The organism is Pseudomonas sp. LBUM1671 (genome assembly GCF_059695685.1).
This window is the reverse complement of the sequence record NZ_CP166782.1, coordinates 400,629-419,089: the sequence shown is the minus strand read 5'-3', so window position 1 is coordinate 419,089 and position 18,461 is coordinate 400,629. Positions and strand designations below refer to the sequence as shown.

Annotated in this window: 14 protein-coding genes; 3 read left to right on the top strand and 11 right to left on the bottom strand. The window is 60.6% G+C overall.

Features of this window, described 5'->3' with window-relative positions; translation table 11 throughout:
* Positions 1-232 precede the first annotated feature (232 nt).
* From ACA060_RS01945 to ACA060_RS01910, 8 genes are all read right to left on the bottom strand, one after another.
* Positions 233-1,831 (bottom strand): AAA family ATPase, encoded by a 1,599-nt coding sequence (locus ACA060_RS01945; RefSeq protein ID WP_109627578.1) that lies wholly within the window; start codon positions 1,829-1,831, stop codon positions 233-235.
* Between the two features lie 10 nt (positions 1,832-1,841).
* A complete protein-coding gene (aroB, locus tag ACA060_RS01940) occupies positions 1,842-2,942 on the bottom strand; it encodes a 3-dehydroquinate synthase (RefSeq protein WP_102593630.1) in 1,101 nt (366 codons plus the stop codon).
* 151 nt (positions 2,943-3,093) lie between these two features.
* Positions 3,094-3,612 carry a shikimate kinase AroK gene (gene aroK, locus ACA060_RS01935; protein ID WP_010464421.1) on the bottom strand — a complete coding sequence of 173 codons (519 nt, stop codon included), beginning with the start codon at positions 3,610-3,612 and terminating at the stop codon, positions 3,094-3,096.
* Positions 3,613-3,616: 4 nt separating this feature from the next.
* Positions 3,617-5,692 carry a type IV pilus secretin PilQ gene (locus ACA060_RS01930; protein WP_497315071.1) on the bottom strand — a complete coding sequence of 692 codons (2,076 nt, stop codon included), beginning with the start codon at positions 5,690-5,692 and terminating at the stop codon, positions 3,617-3,619.
* A 13-nt stretch (positions 5,693-5,705) separates the two neighbouring features.
* Positions 5,706-6,233, bottom strand: a complete 528-nt coding sequence (locus tag ACA060_RS01925; protein ID WP_497315069.1) for a pilus assembly protein PilP — start codon at positions 6,231-6,233, stop codon at positions 5,706-5,708.
* Complete coding sequence (gene pilO / locus ACA060_RS01920; protein WP_497315067.1) at positions 6,230-6,853, bottom strand: type 4a pilus biogenesis protein PilO; 624 nt, start codon at positions 6,851-6,853, stop codon at positions 6,230-6,232. The genes ACA060_RS01925 and pilO overlap by 4 nt, the downstream gene beginning before the upstream one ends.
* Entirely contained in the window at positions 6,850-7,416 is a 567-nt protein-coding gene (locus tag ACA060_RS01915) for a PilN domain-containing protein (RefSeq protein ID WP_109627570.1), read from the bottom strand. The genes pilO and ACA060_RS01915 overlap by 4 nt, the downstream gene beginning before the upstream one ends.
* Positions 7,416-8,480 carry a pilus assembly protein PilM gene (locus ACA060_RS01910; RefSeq protein WP_109627569.1) on the bottom strand — a complete coding sequence of 355 codons (1,065 nt, stop codon included), beginning with the start codon at positions 8,478-8,480 and terminating at the stop codon, positions 7,416-7,418. Before ACA060_RS01910 ends, ACA060_RS01915 begins: the two co-directional genes overlap by 1 nt.
* 217 nt (positions 8,481-8,697) lie before the next feature.
* Here ACA060_RS01910 and ACA060_RS01905 point away from each other — a divergent pair, with 217 nt between their 5' ends.
* Complete coding sequence (locus ACA060_RS01905; RefSeq protein WP_497318161.1) at positions 8,698-11,142, top strand: penicillin-binding protein 1A; 2,445 nt, start codon at positions 8,698-8,700, stop codon at positions 11,140-11,142.
* 268 nt (positions 11,143-11,410) lie between these two features.
* On the opposite strand, the gene ACA060_RS01900 is transcribed toward ACA060_RS01905, so the two are convergent.
* From ACA060_RS01900 to rpmE, 3 genes are all read right to left on the bottom strand, one after another.
* The gene (locus ACA060_RS01900) at positions 11,411-12,679 is read right to left on the bottom strand and encodes a malic enzyme-like NAD(P)-binding protein (RefSeq protein WP_010464435.1); all 1,269 of its coding nucleotides are present in this window, start codon (positions 12,677-12,679) and stop codon (positions 11,411-11,413) included.
* A 182-nt stretch (positions 12,680-12,861) separates the two neighbouring features.
* Complete coding sequence (locus ACA060_RS01895) at positions 12,862-13,662, bottom strand: thermonuclease family protein (protein ID WP_497315065.1); 801 nt, start codon at positions 13,660-13,662, stop codon at positions 12,862-12,864.
* Between the two features lie 14 nt (positions 13,663-13,676).
* Positions 13,677-13,907: a 50S ribosomal protein L31 gene (rpmE, locus tag ACA060_RS01890; protein ID WP_077747612.1), complete on the bottom strand. Its 231-nt coding sequence runs from the start codon at positions 13,905-13,907 to the stop codon at positions 13,677-13,679.
* A 360-nt stretch (positions 13,908-14,267) separates the two neighbouring features.
* On the opposite strand from rpmE, the gene ACA060_RS01885 reads away from it, so the two are divergent.
* A complete protein-coding gene (locus tag ACA060_RS01885) occupies positions 14,268-16,487 on the top strand; it encodes a primosomal protein N' (RefSeq protein ID WP_497315063.1) in 2,220 nt (739 codons plus the stop codon).
* 237 nt (positions 16,488-16,724) lie between these two features.
* The gene (gene argS, locus ACA060_RS01880; RefSeq protein WP_497315061.1) at positions 16,725-18,461 is read left to right on the top strand and encodes an arginine--tRNA ligase; all 1,737 of its coding nucleotides are present in this window, start codon (positions 16,725-16,727) and stop codon (positions 18,459-18,461) included.

The window sequence follows — 18,461 nt, the reverse complement described above, 5'->3', positions numbered from 1 at the left end:
AGCGACACAGAGGCTCACAAATTTGACGACGAACTGTCGCAAATCCATGTCGCATTTGTGAAAGGTTTAAAGCGATCTGCTGTGCTAGTCAAAACTTTTTTAATTTTGACCGCAACGACTCAAAGACTACTGTAACGCAGACACCACAAGGCACGCGGTCTTGAGAGACGGCATGCGCTTGTAGAAATTTTGAGGTGCTTGGAGAGGCGGCCTGGGTAAGGCCGCCGAATCTTCAGCGAGTTGTTGCCAGTTCCTGTTGGACGCTGGCGACAGTGCGAGGCCAAGGTTTACCAGCCTGAACCTTCGCTGGCAAGGCCTTGATGGCGGTAAGGGCTGCATCGCGGTTGGCGAAGTTACCGTAGGTGATCACGTAAAGCGGCTTGCCGTTGAGCACTTTCTTGAAATAACGGTACTCGCCGCCCTGCTCTTTCACGAAGTTTTGCGCAGTCGCTTCGGAGCTGGTGCCGAGGATCTGCACCACGTAGTTACTGGTCGGCTGACCGGCGTACCAAGTACCGCCTGCGCCTTTCGCAGGAGCGGCGGCCGGTTTCTCGGCAGGCTTGGCGGTGGCCACGGCGGCTGGCTTGGCTGGCGCCGGAGCCGGCTTCACGGCAGGCGCAGCCGGGGCTGGCTTGGCGGTCGCGACCTGAGTCGGCGCTGGAGCCGGTTTAGCGGCAGGTGTCGGCGCAGGGCCAGGCTGGATGCCGGCAGGCGGTGCAGTGGTGGTCACGGTTGGCGGTGTTGCGCTGGAACCCTCGACCGGCACGCCGTCGTCGCCTTCGGTGATACCACCGGCCGCTTCGGCCAACGGACCGCGCATGACCGGTTGCGAGTTGCCGACCAGCGGCAATGGCATCGGTTGCGAATTACCGGCGAATTCGACGGAAGGCGCACCGTCGCTGTTAGGTTGTGGCGTGCCCTGGCCGAGCGGCAATTGCGCCTGCTCGTTGGCTGGCGCGCCGGTTGTCGGTGCTTTGCTGCGACCCGGCATCAACCAGGCGGCGGCTACCGCGACCACGACGACGGCGGAAATCGCCAATACGTGTTTCTTCGGCATGTTGAACCCCATACTTGGACGCTTGACCGCTGAGCGGCTGGCAATCATGGCTTCGATCATTGCATCGCGGGCAACCTGGTTGATGGTGCCAGGCCAGCCGTCGGAGCTTTCGTGAATATCAGAGATCTGATCTGCGGTAAAAAGTTCGATACCCCGGCCGGCGCCTTCGAGCCGCTGGTCCAGATATTCGCGGGTTTCTTCTTCGGTGTAAGGCTGCAACTCGATGACGTGGAAACGCTCTTCCTCGAGGCTCAGCGCGTCGAGTTGAGCAATCAGCGAGGACTCACCGAACAGGAACACATGCGGACGACCTTCCGGCGCACCGGCGGCCAGGGCCAGCAAGGCCTCCAGCGCGGATTCGTCGAGCTGCTCGGCGTCATCCACCAGCAAATAGACTTCCTGCCCGGTCAGCGCCAGTTGCACGACCTGCGACAGAATCGCGTTGACCTCCGCCTGGGCGACGTTCAGCGCCTGAGCCACCTGACGCAGCACGCCGGCCGCATCGCCGGCGCCACGGGCGGAAACCACCACGCTTTGCACTGATTGCTTGTTGGTGCTGGCCACCAGGGCCTGGCGCAACAGGGTCTTGCCACTGCCTTGCGGGCCCGTGACCACCAGCAGCAACTGGCTATAGCGTGCCAGGTGATGCAGTTGCCCCAGCACCGGTTTGCGCTGGGCCGGGAAGAATTTGAAGCCAGGCACCCGTGGAGCAAACGGGTCATGACTCAACTGGTAATGGCCGAGGAAAGCCTCGTCGGCATGCAAACTAGTCATCGGGATCTTATTAACCTTTAAGCTGAGCCAGGGCGCGGTAATCCGCTCCCAGCGTGGCCTGTAAAACTTCTTTCGGATAATCGTCGGTCACCACCGCTTCGCCCATGTGGCGCAGCAGCACCAGGCGTAAACGACCGTCGATCACTTTCTTGTCAATTGCCATGTGTTCGAGAAAATCGGCTTCGGTCATCTCTTCAGGCGGGATGACTGGCAGGCCGGCACGCTGAAACAGGCGAATGCCGCGATCGCGCTCTTGCTCGCTGATCCAGCCCAGTCGCGCGGACATTTCCAAAGCCATTACGGTGCCAGCAGCGACGGCTTCACCGTGAAGCCAGACACCATAGCCCATATGGGTTTCGATAGCGTGTCCGAAGGTGTGGCCCAGGTTCAACGTGGCACGAACACCGGTTTCCTTCTCGTCGGCGCCGACCACCTCAGCCTTGGCGGCGCAGGAACGCTCGATGGCGTACGTCAGGGCGACCTGATCCAGGGCACGCAGGCGATCAACGTTTTCTTCGAGCCAGGTCAGGAACGGCTCGTCGCAGATCAGCCCGTACTTGATGACTTCCGCCAGCCCGGCAGAGAGTTCCCGGGCCGGCAGGGTATTGAGGGTCGCGGTATCGATCAGCACCACGTTTGGCTGATAGAAGGCGCCGACCATATTCTTGCCCAGCGGATGGTTGATTCCTGTCTTGCCGCCCACCGAGGAGTCGACTTGCGACAGCAACGTGGTCGGGACCTGGATGAAATCGACACCACGCTGGTAGCAGGCCGCCGCAAAACCGGCCATGTCACCAATCACACCGCCGCCGAGGGCGATTACTGTGGTGCGGCGGTCATGGCGTGCGGTCAGCAGGCCGTCGAAAATCAGCTGCAGGGTTTCCCAGGTTTTGAAAGCTTCGCCGTCGGGCAGCACCACGGAAATCACCGAGAACTGCGCGAGGCTACGGGTCAGACGTTCGAGATAGAGCGGCGCAACGGTCTCGTTGGAGATGATCGCCACTTGCCGTCCGCGGATGTGCGGGGCCAGCAGCTCAGGCTGATCCAACAAACCTTCGCCAATATGAATCGGGTAGCTGCGCTCGCCTAGATCGACCTTGAGTGTCTGCATGTGTCCCCACAGTGAAGATGGAATCAGGCGTCCTGCCATGAGTTAACGAATGTCCAAGGCGTCTGCTGGTGTGACGCCGTTCGGTAGCCATCCGCCACAACCTTGAGCGGTGGTGACAGGACGCCGAGGATAGCGCATTTCGCGCCTCGCTTTAACGGGGAGGTAGTTGCTGCAAGCGTTCGAGAATATCGAGCACCACCATTCGTGGTGGCCGCTCATCGGTTTCAACCACCAGGTCGGCGATTTCCCGATACAGCGGATCGCGGATCGCCAGCAGATCCCGCAGGGTCTTGGCCGGATCGGCGGTGCGCAACAACGGACGATTACGATCGCGAGACGTGCGGCCGACCTGCTGCTCGACTGAGGCATGCAGATAGACCACCCGACCGCCGGCGTGCAACGCCCGACGATTGGCTTCGCGCATCACCGCGCCCCCACCGGTCGCCAGCACCACGCCGTCGCAGCCGCACAGCTCGGCGATCATCGCCTGCTCACGGTCACGAAAGCCCGGCTCGCCTTCTTTATCGAAAATCCACGGGATATTGGCGCCCGTGCGCAATTCAATTTCCTTATCGGAATCTTTGAACGGCAGGCGCAGCTCTTTGGCCAGCAACCGGCCGATGGTGCTTTTTCCAGCCCCCATCGGTCCAACAAGAATCAAATTTCGCACAGAATCAATGACTCACAGCAATCGCCTGGTTATTCATGATACGCGGAGTGAGAAATACCAGCAGCTCGGATTTTTTCTCCGAAACCACGTCACGCCGGAAAAGGCGGCCAAGATACGGCACATCACCGAGAAATGGCACCTTATCTACAACCTTGCTCTGAGTATTTGAGAAAACCCCGCCAATGACGATGGTCTCGCCATCATTGACCAGGACCTTGGCATTGACCTCGTTTTTCTTGATCGGCGGCACATCCTGGACCTTGTTCAGATAGTCCGGTTCGTCCTTGGTGACCTTGACCTCCATGATGATGCGGTTGTCCGGGGTGATCTGTGGCGTGACCTCAAGGGACAGCGACGCCTCCTTGAACGACACCGACGTGGCACCGCTGGAGCTGGCCTCCTGATAGGGAATCTCGGTGCCCTTGAGGATTTTCGCGGTCTCCTTGTCGGACGTGACCACCTTGGGCTGCGAAACGATTTCCCCGTTGCCGGTTTTCTCCATGGCCGAAAGCTCAAGGTCCAGCAGCACATTGTCGGTAATGAAAGCGATGCCGATCCCCGAAGTATTGGCAGAGGTCCCCAGGTCGACGAACGGCGAATTGGTACTGGTGCTGCCCGGCGTACCAATGGTGGTCGAAGAGCCGTTGACCCCAGACGTGTTCCAGTTGCCCTTCTGCACCGAACCACCCCAGCGCACGCCGAGGCTTTTGTCGTAGTCGACGTTGGCCTCGACGATTCGCGCCTCGATCATCACCTGGCGCACCGGGATATCCAGCTGCGCGACGATTCGACGAAGTTCGTCCAGCCGGTCCTGGGTCTGGTAAGCAATGATGTTGTTGGTGCGCTCATCGACCGTGATCGACCCCCGCTCGTCGATTTTCGCTTCGGCACTGGTTACCGAGGTGAACAGTTTGGCGATGTCGGCAGCCTTGGCGTAGTTGACCTGCAACAGCTCTCGACGCAGGGGCGCGAGTTCGGAGATCTGCTTTTGCGATTCCAGTTCCTGACGCTCGCGAGCCGCAATTTCATCAGCCGGCGCCACAAGCAGGACGTTGCCGATCTTGCGCTTGTCCAGGCCTTTGGTTTTCAGCACCAGGTCCAGCGCCTGGTCCCACGGCACATTCTGCAAACGCAAGGTGATACCGCCCTGCACCGTGTCGCTGGCCACCAGATTGAGGTTGGTGAAATCGGCGATCAGTTGCAGCACCGAACGCACATCGATGTCCTGGAAATTCAGCGAGAGCTTTTCACCGGTATAGGCAAAACGCTCAGCGTTGCGCTTTTGCAGGTCGTCGACGGTCATCGGCCGGATGCTGACCGTCAGCTTGTTGTCGGTCTGGTAAGTCGAATAATCGAAAGCGCCGCTGGGCTCGATGCTGATCGTCGCCCGGTCGCCGGTGGCGCTGGCATTGACGAACTGCACCGGGGTGGCGAAATCCTTGACGTCCAGGCGCACACGCAATGGCTCTGGCAATTGGGTTCTGGCGAAACCGAGGATGATCTTGCCGTCGCGCTCCTGGATGTCAGGAGCGATGGACGGATCCGACAGATCGATCACTACATTGCCTTCACCCTGCGTGCCGCGCTGGAAATCCACACCACGGATGGCCTTGCCCACGGGTGCGTAGGCTTTCGTCGGGGCTGGCGTTGCAGTCGCGGCGCGTGGAGCGCTGGCGGGCGGGCGAGACGCTTTGTTGGTGGCGCCTTGCCCGACCACCACGATCAGATTGTTGCCCTCAACCCGTGCGCTGTACGGGGTTAATTGAGTCAGATTGATGATAAGTCGCGTACGGTCCTTGGCTTCCACCACAGTGGCGCTACGGGCATTTCCGCCGCCCAGTTCACGATTTTTGCTTTTGAGCTGACTGACAACGCCGGGCAGATCCAGCGCAATGCGTGCGGGCGACTCGGTCGTGTAACCGTGGGGTTGCGGGGGCGGGCCATCGAAAGACAACTTCAACTCGACACGATCACCCGGCAGCGCCGCAACATCCAGCGTCTTGAGGTTGGCCGCTTGTACCATCGGCGACAGCAACGCTATCCATAGCGAGATACCGAGGGTTGAGAAAATCCTGTTCATTATTCGAGTTCCACTATGAGTGCTCTTTCAAAGGGATGGTCCGCGGCCGTTCCAGCCAGGCGCCTTCGCCGTCAGGAACGATTTCGACCACATCGACTTGTGAGCCGCTGATGGCGACGATCCGTCCATCGTTACGCCCCAGGTAATCGCCGACTTTCAGCCGATGCACCCCGCCTGCCCCGCGCAACAGCGCAAAGGAGCCGGTGGCATTGGAGATCGTGCCGACCATTTCAAACTGCTCGATGTTGAAACCTTCGAGGTATTGCTTGGCCCGGTTGGGGTCGGGTTTGACGTTGCGCGAGCCGCGCTGCTGCCCCGCCAGGTCGACCCTGACCTGCCGGGAAAACGGACTGCGCAGGTTGGCAGCGTTGTAGGTGAACGTTGGGTAAGACCGGAATGTCGGCGTTGGTTCAATCTTGCCGGGTGGCCGCAGGCGCACTTCGTTCATGTAGGCGTCGAGGTCACCGACGTCATTGCCGCTGCCGCATCCGGCCAGGCCGGCGAACAACATCACCATCAATAAGCAACGAATCGGGGTCATTTCTGCAGCCCCTTGTCGTTATAGCGGTAGGTCTTGGCCAGGATACTCATGCGCAGTTTCGGACCGCCTTCGGGGTCAGCCGGCGCGAGGTCGAAATCATGCAGCGTAACGATCCGCGGCAATCCGGCCACGCCACTGACGAACGTCGCCAGGTCGTGGTAGGCGCCGGTCACGGTGATCTGGATCGGCAGCTCGATGTAGAACTGCTGGGTAACCTCCGGCAGCAGCTTGATCTCTTCGAACTCCAGCCCGCTTCCGAGGCCGGTGCGAGTGATGTCTTCCAGCAGCCCCGGCACTTCGGTGTCGCTGGGCAATTGCCGCAGCAGCACCCCGAAAGAGTTTTCCATCTCTTTCATTTGCTGGGTGTACAGCTCCAGGTTCGCCGCCATGTGCGCCTTGGTCGCGAATTGCTCCTTGAGGGTCGACTCCTGCTCACGTTGGAGTTCGAGGTGATCTTCCTGATCACTGATGTAAAAGGTGTACCCGAGGGCCAGCACCAGCACCATCAGCAAGACACCCGCCAGGGCTTTGATCGCTGGCGGCCAGGACCCCATGTTGTTGGTGTCCAGATCGTTGATGTCGATCTTGCGCAGGCCTTCAAACCATTCCGAGGGGCTCATTTGCCAGCCTCCACGACAGCGGGCTGGGTCTGACGGACGGTCAACTGAAAGACGTTGGCCTGATCCAGTTGCCCGGCGGTGGTGGCTTTGACTTCGGTGAGACTCGGCGCATCGAACCAGTCGGACGCATCCAGATTGCGCATCAGGTCGGAAACACGATTGTTCGATTCCGCCGCGCCGGTAATGGACAGGGTTTTACCGGCCATCTTCACTTCGGTGAAATACACCCCGTCCGGCAGGGTACGCGCCAACTGGTCGAAAATCCTCCCGCTGATCGGACGGTTGCCTTGCAGGTCCTGAATGATGCGCATGCGCTCGACGAGCTGCTGGCGACGGGACTTCAGCTCGCTGATCTGCTTGATGCGCTCGTCGACCACGGCAATCTGTTTGCCGATGTAATCGTTCCGGGCCACTTGTCGGTCAATGGCGGCGTTGATGACTTGGTCTGCGATAAAAATCGCGCCCACCGAGCACACCAAAACGCCGACCAGCGCCAGCAAAAAACGTTTGCGGCGCTCCTCACGCAACTCTTCGCGCCAGGGTAAAAGGTTGATCCGCGCCATCAGTCGAAACTCCTGAGGGCAAGTCCGCAGGCGATCATCAGTGCCGGCGCATCGCTTGCCAGGGCGCCGGCGTTGACCTTGCTGCTCAACGCCATGTCGGAGAACGGGTTAGCCACTTGGGTCGGCGTGCCCAGCCGCTGTTCGATCAGGCGATCAAGCCCCGGCACTGACGCGGTACCGCCTGCCAGCAGGATGTGATCGACCGCGTTGTACTGACCGGAGGCGAAGAAGAACTGCAACGACCGGGAAACCTGCTGCACCAGCGCATCGCGAAACGGCTGCAAGACTTCGCTGACGTAATCGTCCGGCAACCCGCCCTGCTTCTTCGCCAGCCCCGCCTGCTCGATGGTCAGGCCATAACGACGCTGGATTTCCTCCGTCAGCTGCCGACCGCCGAACAATTGTTCGCGGGTGTAGATGATCCGCCCGTTGTACAGCACGCTCAGGGTGGTCATGGTCGCGCCGATGTCGACCACCGCCACGGTCAGCCCCTCCTGCGAAACCGCCAGTTGCCCGGCCAGTAACGAGAACGATCGCTCCAGCGCATAAGCCTCGACGTCCACCACGCGCGCCGTCAGGCCGGCCAGCGCCAGGGCGGCTTCACGCACTTCGACGTTTTCCTTGCGACAGGCCGCCAGCAGCACATTGACCCGCTCGGGGTTACGCGCCGACGCGCCCTGGACTTCGAAGTCGATGGCGACTTCATCCAACGGATAGGGGATGTACTGATCGGCCTCGATCTTCAGCTGGTTTTCCATTTCGTCGTCGGAAAGACCTGCGTCCATCTCGATGGTTTTGGTGATGACTGCCGATCCGGCGACAGCTACGGCGACATTTCTGAGATTGGTTTTGGCCTTGAGCAACACGCGAGAGAGTGCCTGACCCACGCCTTCGAGCTCGGCGATATTTTTTTCGACCACCGCGTTGGCGGGCAAGGGCTCAACCGCATAGGCCTCGACCCGATAACGCTCGCCCTGGCGACTTAGCTCAAGCAGCTTCACCGACGTGGAGCTGATGTCGATCCCCAGAAGCGTGTTGGCTTTTTTATTGAAGAGTCCTAGCACTACCAATTCCCTATGACTATCCGTGTCTTACGGACTCTGTAATACCCATTGCGTTCAAACCACCCGTCTTGACAGCAGCGCAAATGACGCCCTCGACGGAAAAATGCTTATAATGCCCAGCGTTTTTTTCCGGTTTTTACTGCAAGCGCGGGTCGTTCCCTGTTATCTGAACCCTGTTGCCCAATTCATTCTTTGCCCTGGATATCCCAAAGCCTTGATTCGTCTGCTGAAATTTTTCGGTTGGTCCATCGTCGCCGTTTTCTGCGGACTGCTCCTTGGTCTGAGCGGCGCGTTTCTTTACCTTAGTCCGGGATTGCCATCTGTGGAGGCTCTGAGAAGCATCCAGTTGCAGATTCCATTGCGGGTGTACAGCAGCGACAACAAGTTGATCGCAGAATTTGGCGAAATGCGCCGCACGCCGATCCGTTTCGCCGACATTCCCCCCAATTTCATCAATGCGTTACTAAGCGCTGAAGACGACAATTTCGCCAACCACTATGGCGTCGATCCCAGCAGCCTGATGCGCGCTGCGACCCAACTGGTAAAAAGCGGACACATCCAGTCCGGCGGCAGCACCATCACCATGCAGGTGGCGAAGAACTTCTTCCTGACCAGCGAACGCAGCTTCTCGCGCAAAACCACCGAAATTCTCCTGGCCCTGCAGATCGAACGGCAGCTGACCAAGGACGAGATCCTCGAGCTGTACGTCAACAAAATCTACCTGGGTAACCGCGCCTACGGCATCGAAGCCGCCGCGCAGGTTTACTACGGCAAGTCGATTCGTGATGTCAGCCTGGCGCAGATGGCGATGATCGCCGGCCTGCCAAAAGCTCCTTCGCGCTTCAACCCACTGGCCAACCCGGCCCGCAGCAAGGAACGTCGCGACTGGATCCTTGGGCGCATGTACAAGCTCGGCAAGATCACCGAAGCCGACTACACCACCGCAATCAACGAGCCGCTGAACGCCAGCTACCACGTGCCGACGCCGGAAGTGAACGCGCCGTACATCGCCGAAATGGCCCGCGCCGAAATGGTCGGCCGTTATGGCAGCGATGCGTACACCGAAGGTTTCCGCGTCACCACGACGGTGCCGAGCAATCTTCAGGAAATGGCCAACACCGCCGTCCACGAAGGCTTGATGACCTACGATCAGCGTCACGGCTATCGCGGCCCTGAATCGCGCCTGCCGGGCAAGACTCGCGAGGCCTGGGCCACCGAGCTGACCAAACAGCGGACCATCAGCAGCCTTGAGCCGGCCATCGTCACTCAGGTCGACAAGAACGGCCTGCAAGTGATTACCCGCACCGGTGAAGAACACGTCGCCTGGGACACCATGAAATGGGCACGTCCATTCCTGAACACCAACAGCATGGGCGCCAATCCGAAGCAGCCATCTGACGTGGCACAGGTCGGTGACCTGATTCGCGTGCAACGCCAACCGGACAATTCGCTGAAGTTCAGCCAGATCCCGCAAGCGCAAGGTGCGCTAGTGTCCCTTGATCCACAGAACGGCGCCATCCGCTCGCTGGTCGGTGGTTTTGCCTTCGAGCAGAGCAACTACAACCGCGCCATGCAGGCCAAGCGTCAGCCGGGTTCGAGCTTCAAGCCCTTCGTGTACAGCGCTGCGCTGGACAACGGCTACACCGCCGCCAGCCTGGTGAACGATGCACCGATAGTGTTTGTCGACGAATACCTGGACAAGGTCTGGCGTCCGAAGAACGACACCAACACCTTCCTGGGCCCGATCCGCCTGCGTGAAGGGTTGTACAAGTCGCGCAACCTGGTGTCGATCCGACTGCTGCAGGCGCTGGGCGTCGATCGCACCATCGACTACATCAGCAAGTTCGGCTTCAACAAGCAGGACCTGCCGCGCAACCTGTCCCTGGCCCTGGGCACCGCGACCCTGACGCCAATGGAAATCGCCACCGGCTGGAGCACTTTCGCCAACGGCGGCTACAAAATCACCCCGTACATCATCGACAAGATCGAAAGCCGCAATGGCGACACGCTGTTCGTCGCCAACCCGCCGAGCGTTCCTCAGAGCGATGTAGCAACCAACGGCATCGCCGCACCGAGCGAGGCCCAGGCGTTCACGATCAATGCGACGCCAGGCGAGGCTCCGGCCGCACCCGGCGCTGCACCGCAGACGCCAGCCGTGGCTGAACGCATCGTCGATGGTCGCACCACCTACATCCTCAACAGCATGCTCGAGGACGTAATCAAGCTCGGCACCGGCCGCCGCGCTCTGGCCTTGGGCCGCAGTGACATTGCGGGCAAGACCGGTACCACCAACGAATCCAAGGACGCCTGGTTCTCCGGCTACAACGCCGATTACGTGACCACCGTCTGGACCGGCTTCGATCAGCCTGAAAGCCTGGGCAAACGTGAGTTCGGCGGCACCGTCGCGCTGCCGATCTGGATGAACTACATGGCTGCCGCCCTCAAGGACAAGCCGCCTCACACCCAGGCAGAGCCGGAAGGCCTCCTCAGCCTGCGGGTTGACCCGGTCAGCGGTCGTGCGGCCACCCCGGGCACGCCAGGCGCGTACTTCGAGCTGTTCAAGGCCGAAGACACGCCACCGTCGGTGAATGAGCTGGGCAACGGCAACGCGCCGGGTAGCCCGCTGCCGGCAGATGAGGCGGCGCCGATCGATTTGTTCTGATCGCGTAGCGCAATGCAAAAGCCCCGCCTTCGAGAGAAGTGCGGGGCTTTTTATTGCCTGCAGGTTTTGTGTTGTCCTGGAAGGCCCCTTCGCGGGCAAGCCCGCTCCCACAGGGATCTCTGTTGCGTACCAGATCGCATGCACACCGATAATCCACTGTGGGAGCGGGCTTGCCCGCGAAGAGGCCCTCACAGACACCACAAAAAACACAGACAAAAAAAGCCCCGACTCATACGAATCGGGGCTTTCGGTTGAAGCGCTAAACGACTTAGCCGTTGAACACGTCATCCACGCTTTTCAGCGGGTAGTTCTTCGGATACGGCAGGGTCGCTACGCCGGTCTCGATGGCGGCCTTGGCCACGGCATCGGAGATCACGGTGATCAGGCGGGCATCCATTGGCTTCGGAATGATGTACTCACGACCGAATTCCAGCTTGATGCCACCGTAGGCGTCGCACACTTCCTGAGGAACCGGCAGCTTGGCCAGTTCGCGCAGGGCGTTGGCCGCGGCCACTTTCATTTCTTCGTTGATGCGCTTGGCGCGAACGTCCAGGGCACCACGGAAGATGAACGGGAAGCCCAGCACGTTGTTGACCTGGTTCGGGTAGTCCGAACGGCCGGTCGCCATGATCACGTCGTCACGGGTGGCGTGCGCCAGTTCCGGGGCGATTTCCGGATCCGGGTTGGAGCAGGCGAACACGATCGGGTTGGCCGCCATGGATTTCAGGCCTTCAGCGCTCAACAGGTTCGGGCCGGACAGGCCAACGAACACGTCGGCACCGGTCAGGGCGTCAGCCAGGGTGCGCTTGTCGGTCGCGTGAGCGAAGACAGCCTTGTACTGGTTCAGGTCGTCACGGCCGGAGTGGATCACGCCGGTACGATCAACCATGAAGATGTTTTCGATGTTGGCGCCCATGCTCACCAGCAATTTCATGCAGGAGATGGCGGCCGCACCGGCGCCCAGGCAGACGATCTTGGCGTCGGCAAGGGTTTTGCCAGCGATTTCCAGGGCGTTGATCATGCCGGCGGCGGTAACGATCGCGGTGCCGTGCTGGTCATCGTGGAATACCGGAATGTCGCACTGCTCGATCAGAGCGCGTTCGATCTCAAAGCACTCAGGTGCCTTGATGTCTTCCAGGTTGATGCCACCGAAGGTGATGGAGATACGCTTGACGGTGTCGATGAAGGCTTGCGGGCTTTCGGAGTCGACTTCGATGTCGAAAACGTCGATGCCGGCGAAACGCTTGAACAGCACGCCTTTACCTTCCATGACTGGCTTGGAAGCCAATGGGCCGAGGTTACCCAGGCCGAGAATCGCGGTGCCATCGGAAATGACTGCAACCAGGTTGCCTTTGCCGGTGTATTTGTAGGCCAGTTCAGGATCGCGGGCGATTTCGCGTACTGGTTCGGCTACGCCGGGGCTGTAGGCCAGCGACAGGTCGCGGGCGGTAGCGGTGGCCTTGGTGAGCTCGACACTCAGCTTCCCTGGACGAGGATGGGCGTGATATTCGAGAGCGGCAGTTTTCAAATCAGACATGTGGGCATTCCGCTTTTACTGTTGGACAGACGGACCGCCGAGGATACGCGTGTCGCAAAGTCCCCACAAGACTGACCAGTCACCCCTGTCAAGCGCCCTGCCCTAAGACTTTGGGCCAAGAGCCACGGAACACAAGGGATAGACTGTTCACAATCAACAGAAAAAATGTCTACAACTTTTTCTCAGGGCGCCGCGTGCAGCATCGACGGATCGGTGAGCGACAGAAGCCAGCGCGCCTGCCCAGATTTCAAACCGCCCCGGCGCGATCGATCCACTACCCAGCCACGCGCCTCGATCTGCTTGCCCTTCAGCCGCTCAAGCGACGCTACATCGAACTGCCCGAGCAAATTGGGTGCAACGCGCAATACAACCGCGTCCTGCAACTCAATCCAAACCCCGCCGCGATTGCGCTGAACCTTGCTCACACGACCGCTGAGCACGGCGAAACCGGAAGCGTTGATCTGCTCTGCTTTCAGTACAGGGGATTGCCGCCACAGCCCAAGACCGGCCTGACGGGCACTGCGTTCGGCGGCTTGCTGGCAGCCGACCAAATCGACATTCGGCGCGACCGCCACTTGAAATCCAAGACCTTCGGCGAGCATCTGCGCTTCGAGGTTGGCGCCATTGGCACCATAGACATGGGCCAGCGTGCGGCCGTAATGATCTTGGCTCTCTTTACCAGGCAGCAAACTCACGCGTCCGTCGCTGGCTGCAACCAGCGCTTCCAGGCGTTTGCGCGCAACCACGGCAAACGGCTCGTCTGAACGGCCCTGCTTGCCCAGCTCAGGCGTGTTCAAGCCGATCATGCGCACACTGCGGCCATCGTTCAGGCGCAAGGTGTCGCCATCCACCACCCGCTGCACCGCGACGGGTGTAAGGCCGCTCGGCACCGGGCAGAAAGCCTGGGCGCCGGACAGCCAAATCGCGGACACAAAAAAGGCGCCCGCTAGGGACGCCTTTTTCATTAGCAAGGTAAAGCCCATGAGGCTTTCGAACCTTACTCTGCAGCAGCAGGGGCTTTCTTGCCGAAAGCACCGAAACGGTCTGCGAAGCGCTGCACACGGCCGCCGGTATCCAGAGTCTTCTGCTTACCGGTGTAGAACGGGTGGCATTCGTTGCAAACGTCGATCGGCAGAGCTTTGCCGAAGGTCGAACGGGTTTCGAACTTGTTGCCACAGCTGCAAGTAACAGCAATGACTGGATAATCTGGATGGATATCAGCTTTCATGGTGTCTTCCTCGGGCTAGCGTGCCGCCACCCAACACTATTGTTGAATACCGCACGTAATTAGGCCGCGGATTCTATCAGACATTGACAATCGCGCAAGCTGTCGCTTCTACCGACCGTCTGCTAGGCTCCCGGTCCAAAGCAGCGTCCCTGCGGGAGTGACCTGTGGTGAGGGGATTTATCCCCGTTGGGTCTCGGAGCGGCTCTGAAGCGGTGATTACGGTGTCTCAGAAAAACCGTATTCATTGAATTTGCGACTGCTTCGCAGCCGAACGGGGATAAATCCCCTCGCCACAGGTCGCTACCACAGGTTACGTGTTCAGCCTTTCATTTACTGCCCCGTCCAACGAGAATCCCCCGCGTGCCCGACGCCATTTTGCGCCTCGCCCTGCCTTCGCCGCTGCGCCGTCTGTTCGATTACCGTGCCCCGGCCGGCGTCCTGCGCGCCCAGTTGCAACCGGGCATGCGCCTGCGGGTGCCGTTCGGCCGGCGGGAGATGATCGGGATTCTGGTGGAGGTCACCGACACCAGCGAAGTCCCGGTGGAAAAGCTCAAGCCGGCCCTGGACCTGCTCGACGCCACGCCGCCGTTACCGCCCGCGCTGTTCAAGCTGTGCCTGTGGACCTCGCAGTATTACCAGCACAGCCTCGGCGATACCTTGAGCTGGGCGCTGCCGGTGTTGCTGCGTCAGGGTGAACTGGCCGAGGCGCGCCAGGAACGCTTCTGGTCCGCCGCGCCGGGCGCCAGCCTTGACGATCCGCGCATCGCCCGCGCGCCCCGCCAGCGTGAAGCCCTGGCGACCCTCGCCCAACACCCTCACGGCGTCGCCCATCAATTGCTGAGCAAACTGATGCTGAGCAAGGACAGTCTTGATCTGTTGCTGGCCAAGGATCTGGTGCAGGTGGAAATCCGCAAGCACGCCCCCGGCGCCCGCCACGAACACTGGCTGGCGCAACCGGAGTTGCCGCTCAATCCGGAGCAGCGCGCCGCCTATGAGGCGATTCGCGCCGGGTTCGACAGTTATCACGCGTTCCTGCTGGCCGGCGTCACCGGCAGCGGCAAGACCGAAGTCTATTTGCAACTGATCCGCGAAACCCTTGAAGCCGGCAAGCAAGCGTTGGTGTTGATCCCGGAGATCAACCTCGGCCCGCAAACCCTGGCGCGCTTCGAGCAGCGTTTTAATGCGCGCATCGCCCTGATTCACTCAGCGGTCAACGACCGCGAGCGCCTCGAAGCCTGGCTCGCCGCCCGGGACGGTGACGCCGACATCATCATCGGCACCCGTTCGGCGCTGTTCACGCCAATGAAAAATCCCGGCCTGATCATCATCGACGAAGAGCACGACGGCTCTTATAAACAGCAGGAAGGCTTGCGCTATCACGCCCGCGATCTGGCGTTGGTGCGCGCGCGGCAGGAAAACATCCCCATCGTGCTCGGCTCCGCGACGCCTTCGCTGGAAAGCCTGCACAACGCCTACACCGGTCGGTATGGCCTCCTACGGCTGAACGAGCGTGCTGGCGGCGCAAAGCAGCCGCGATTCCTGCGTCTCGATGTCAAAAGTCGTCCACTGGACAGCGGCATTTCCGGGCCGATGCAGCAAGCCATCGGTCAGACGCTGGCGGCCGGCCAGCAGGTGTTGGTGTTTCTCAATCGTCGCGGCTTTGCGCCGACGCTGCTGTGTCACGACTGCGGCTGGATGTCCGAGTGTCAGCGCTGCGATGCGCGAATGACCGTGCACCAGCGCTCCGGTGAACTGCGCTGCCACCATTGCGGCTACGTCGAGCGCGTGCCTCGACACTGCCCGAAGTGCGGCAAGGTCGATTTGCGACCGGTGGGCGCCGGCACCGAGCGCGCAGAAGAACGCTTGGCGATCCTGTTCCCGGACTTTCCGGTGCTGCGGGTCGACCGCGACAGCACCTCGCGCAAGGATGCGATGAATCAGCTGTTCGCGACCATCCAGAAAGGCCATCCATGCATTCTGGTCGGCACGCAAATGCTCGCCAAAGGGCACCACTTTCCACGGGTGACGCTGGTGTCGATACTCGATGCCGACGGCGGGCTGTTCTCCGGCGACTTCCGCGCCAGCGAGCGCATGGCGCAGCTGATCGTTCAGGTTGCGGGCCGTGCGGGGCGCGCCGAAGAGCCGGGCAAAGTGATTATCCAGACGCACCTGGCCGATCATCCGCTGTTGGTGCAACTGACCGAACAGGGCTATTTCGCCTTTGCCGAACAGGCCTTGAGTGAGCGTCGTTCTGCAGGATTGCCGCCGTTTGCGCATTTGGCGTTGCTACGGGCCGAAGCGCACAAGCCTGGGCAGGCCGAAGGTTTTCTCGATGAGGCGTGCAGCGAGGCCGAACGTTTGCTGGCTGAGCAGAATCTGACCGGGATTGAGCTTCTCGGCCCGGTGCCGGCGCCGATGGAGCGTCGCGCGGGGCGGTATCGTGCGCAGTTGTTGTTGCAGGCCACGGCCCGGGCGCCGTTGCATCGGTTGCTCGCCAATTGGTTGCTGGTGCTGGAACAGATGCCGAGTGGCCGGGCGGTGCGTTGGTCGCTGGATGTCGATCCGGTGGATTTGTATTGATTTAGAAATCGCCTTCGCGAGCAAGCCCGCTCCCACAGGGGTTGTGACAGACACATAATGTATGAACACCGCAGATTCACTGTGGGAGCGGGCTTGCTCGCGAAGAGGCCCTAATAGTCACCACATATCCATAACCTGCCCGCTATAGTTGGCAAGCACGTCTGGGCCACGGATAATGCCCAGTTTTTCCACTAGCGCATCGAAGCGCCGCCGCGCTTGCGGTCGAAAGAGAACACCATGAAAGACACCATTCGCCAGCTGATCCAACAAGCCATCACCCAACTCGTCAACGAAGGTGTGTTGCCTGAAGGCCTGTCGCCGGCGATCCAGGTGGAAAACTCCCGCGACAAGAAGAACGGCGACTTCGCCAGCAACATCGCCATGATGCTGGCCAAGCCTGCGGGCATGAAGCCGCGTGATCTGGCAGAGAAAATCATCGCCGCGCTGCCGGCTGACGAAAACGTCAGCAAGACCGAAATCGCCGGCCCGGGCTTCCTGAATTTCTTCCAGAACACTGATGCCCTGGCCACTCGCCTGGACGCCGCCCTGGCCGATGAACATATCGGTGTGCGCAAGGCTGGCCCGGCACAGCGCACCGTGGTTGACCTGTCGGCGCCGAACCTGGCCAAAGAGATGCACGTCGGCCACTTGCGCTCGACCATCATCGGCGACGGCGTGGCGCGCGTTCTGGAGTTCCTCGGCGACGACGTCGTCCGTCAGAACCACGTCGGCGACTGGGGCACCCAGTTCGGCATGCTGATGGCCTATCTGCAAGAAAACCCGATCACCAGCGACGAGCTGTCCGACCTGGAAAATTTCTACCGCGCGGCGAAAAAACGCTTCGACGAATCCGAAGAGTTCGCCGATCGCGCCCGAGGCCTTGTGGTCAAGCTGCAAGCCGGCGACCCGGACTGCCTGGCCCTGTGGACCAAGTTCAAAGACATCTCGCTGTCGCACTGCCAGAAAATCTACGAGCTGCTGAACGTCAAACTGACCATGGCCGACGTGATGGGCGAAAGTGCCTACAACGACGACCTGATCAATGTGGTCAACGACCTCAAGGCCGCGGGCATGCTGGTCGAGAGTAATGGCGCGCAGTGCGTGTTCCTCGACGAATTCAAGAACGCCGACGGCGACCCGCTGCCGGTGATCATCGTCAAGGCCGACGGCGGCTACCTCTACGCCACCACCGACCTGGCGGCCGTGCGTTATCGCAGCGGCAAGCTCAAGGCTGACCGTGCGTTGTACTTCGTCGACCAGCGTCAGGCGCTGCACTTCCAGCAAGTGTTCGCGGTCGCCCGCAAGGCTGGCTTCGTGACGCACCCGATGGAAATGGAACACATGGGCTTCGGCACCATGAACGGCGCCGATGGCCGTCCGTTCAAGACCCGTGATGGCGGCACCGTGAAGCTGATCGACCTGCTGACCGAAGCCCAGGAACGCGCCTACACCCTGGTGAAAGACAAGAACCCCACGCTTGCCGAAGACGAATTGCGCAACATCGCCAAAGTCGTGGGCATTGGCGCGGTGAAGTACGCCGACCTGTCCAAGCACCGCACCAGCGACTACAGCTTCAACTTCGACCAGATGCTGAACTTCGAAGGCAACACTGCGCCGTACCTGCTGTACGCCTACACCCGCGTGGCCGGCGTGTTCCGCAAACTAGGCAAGGATTTCAGCGAAGTCGAAGGCCAGATCGTCCTCGAAGCCGCGCACGAACACGAATTGGCAGCCAAGCTGGCGCAGTTCGGTGAAGTGCTGAACAACGTGTGCGAAAAAGGCACACCGCACATCCTGTGCACCTACCTGTACGATGTCGCCGGCCTGTTCTCCAGTTTCTACGAGAACTGCCCGATCCTCAGCGCCGACACCCCGGCGCAAATGCAGAGCCGTCTGCGCCTCGCCGCGCTGACCGGCCGCACTCTCAAGCAAGGCCTGGAACTCTTGGGTCTGGAAACTCTGGAGCGTATGTAA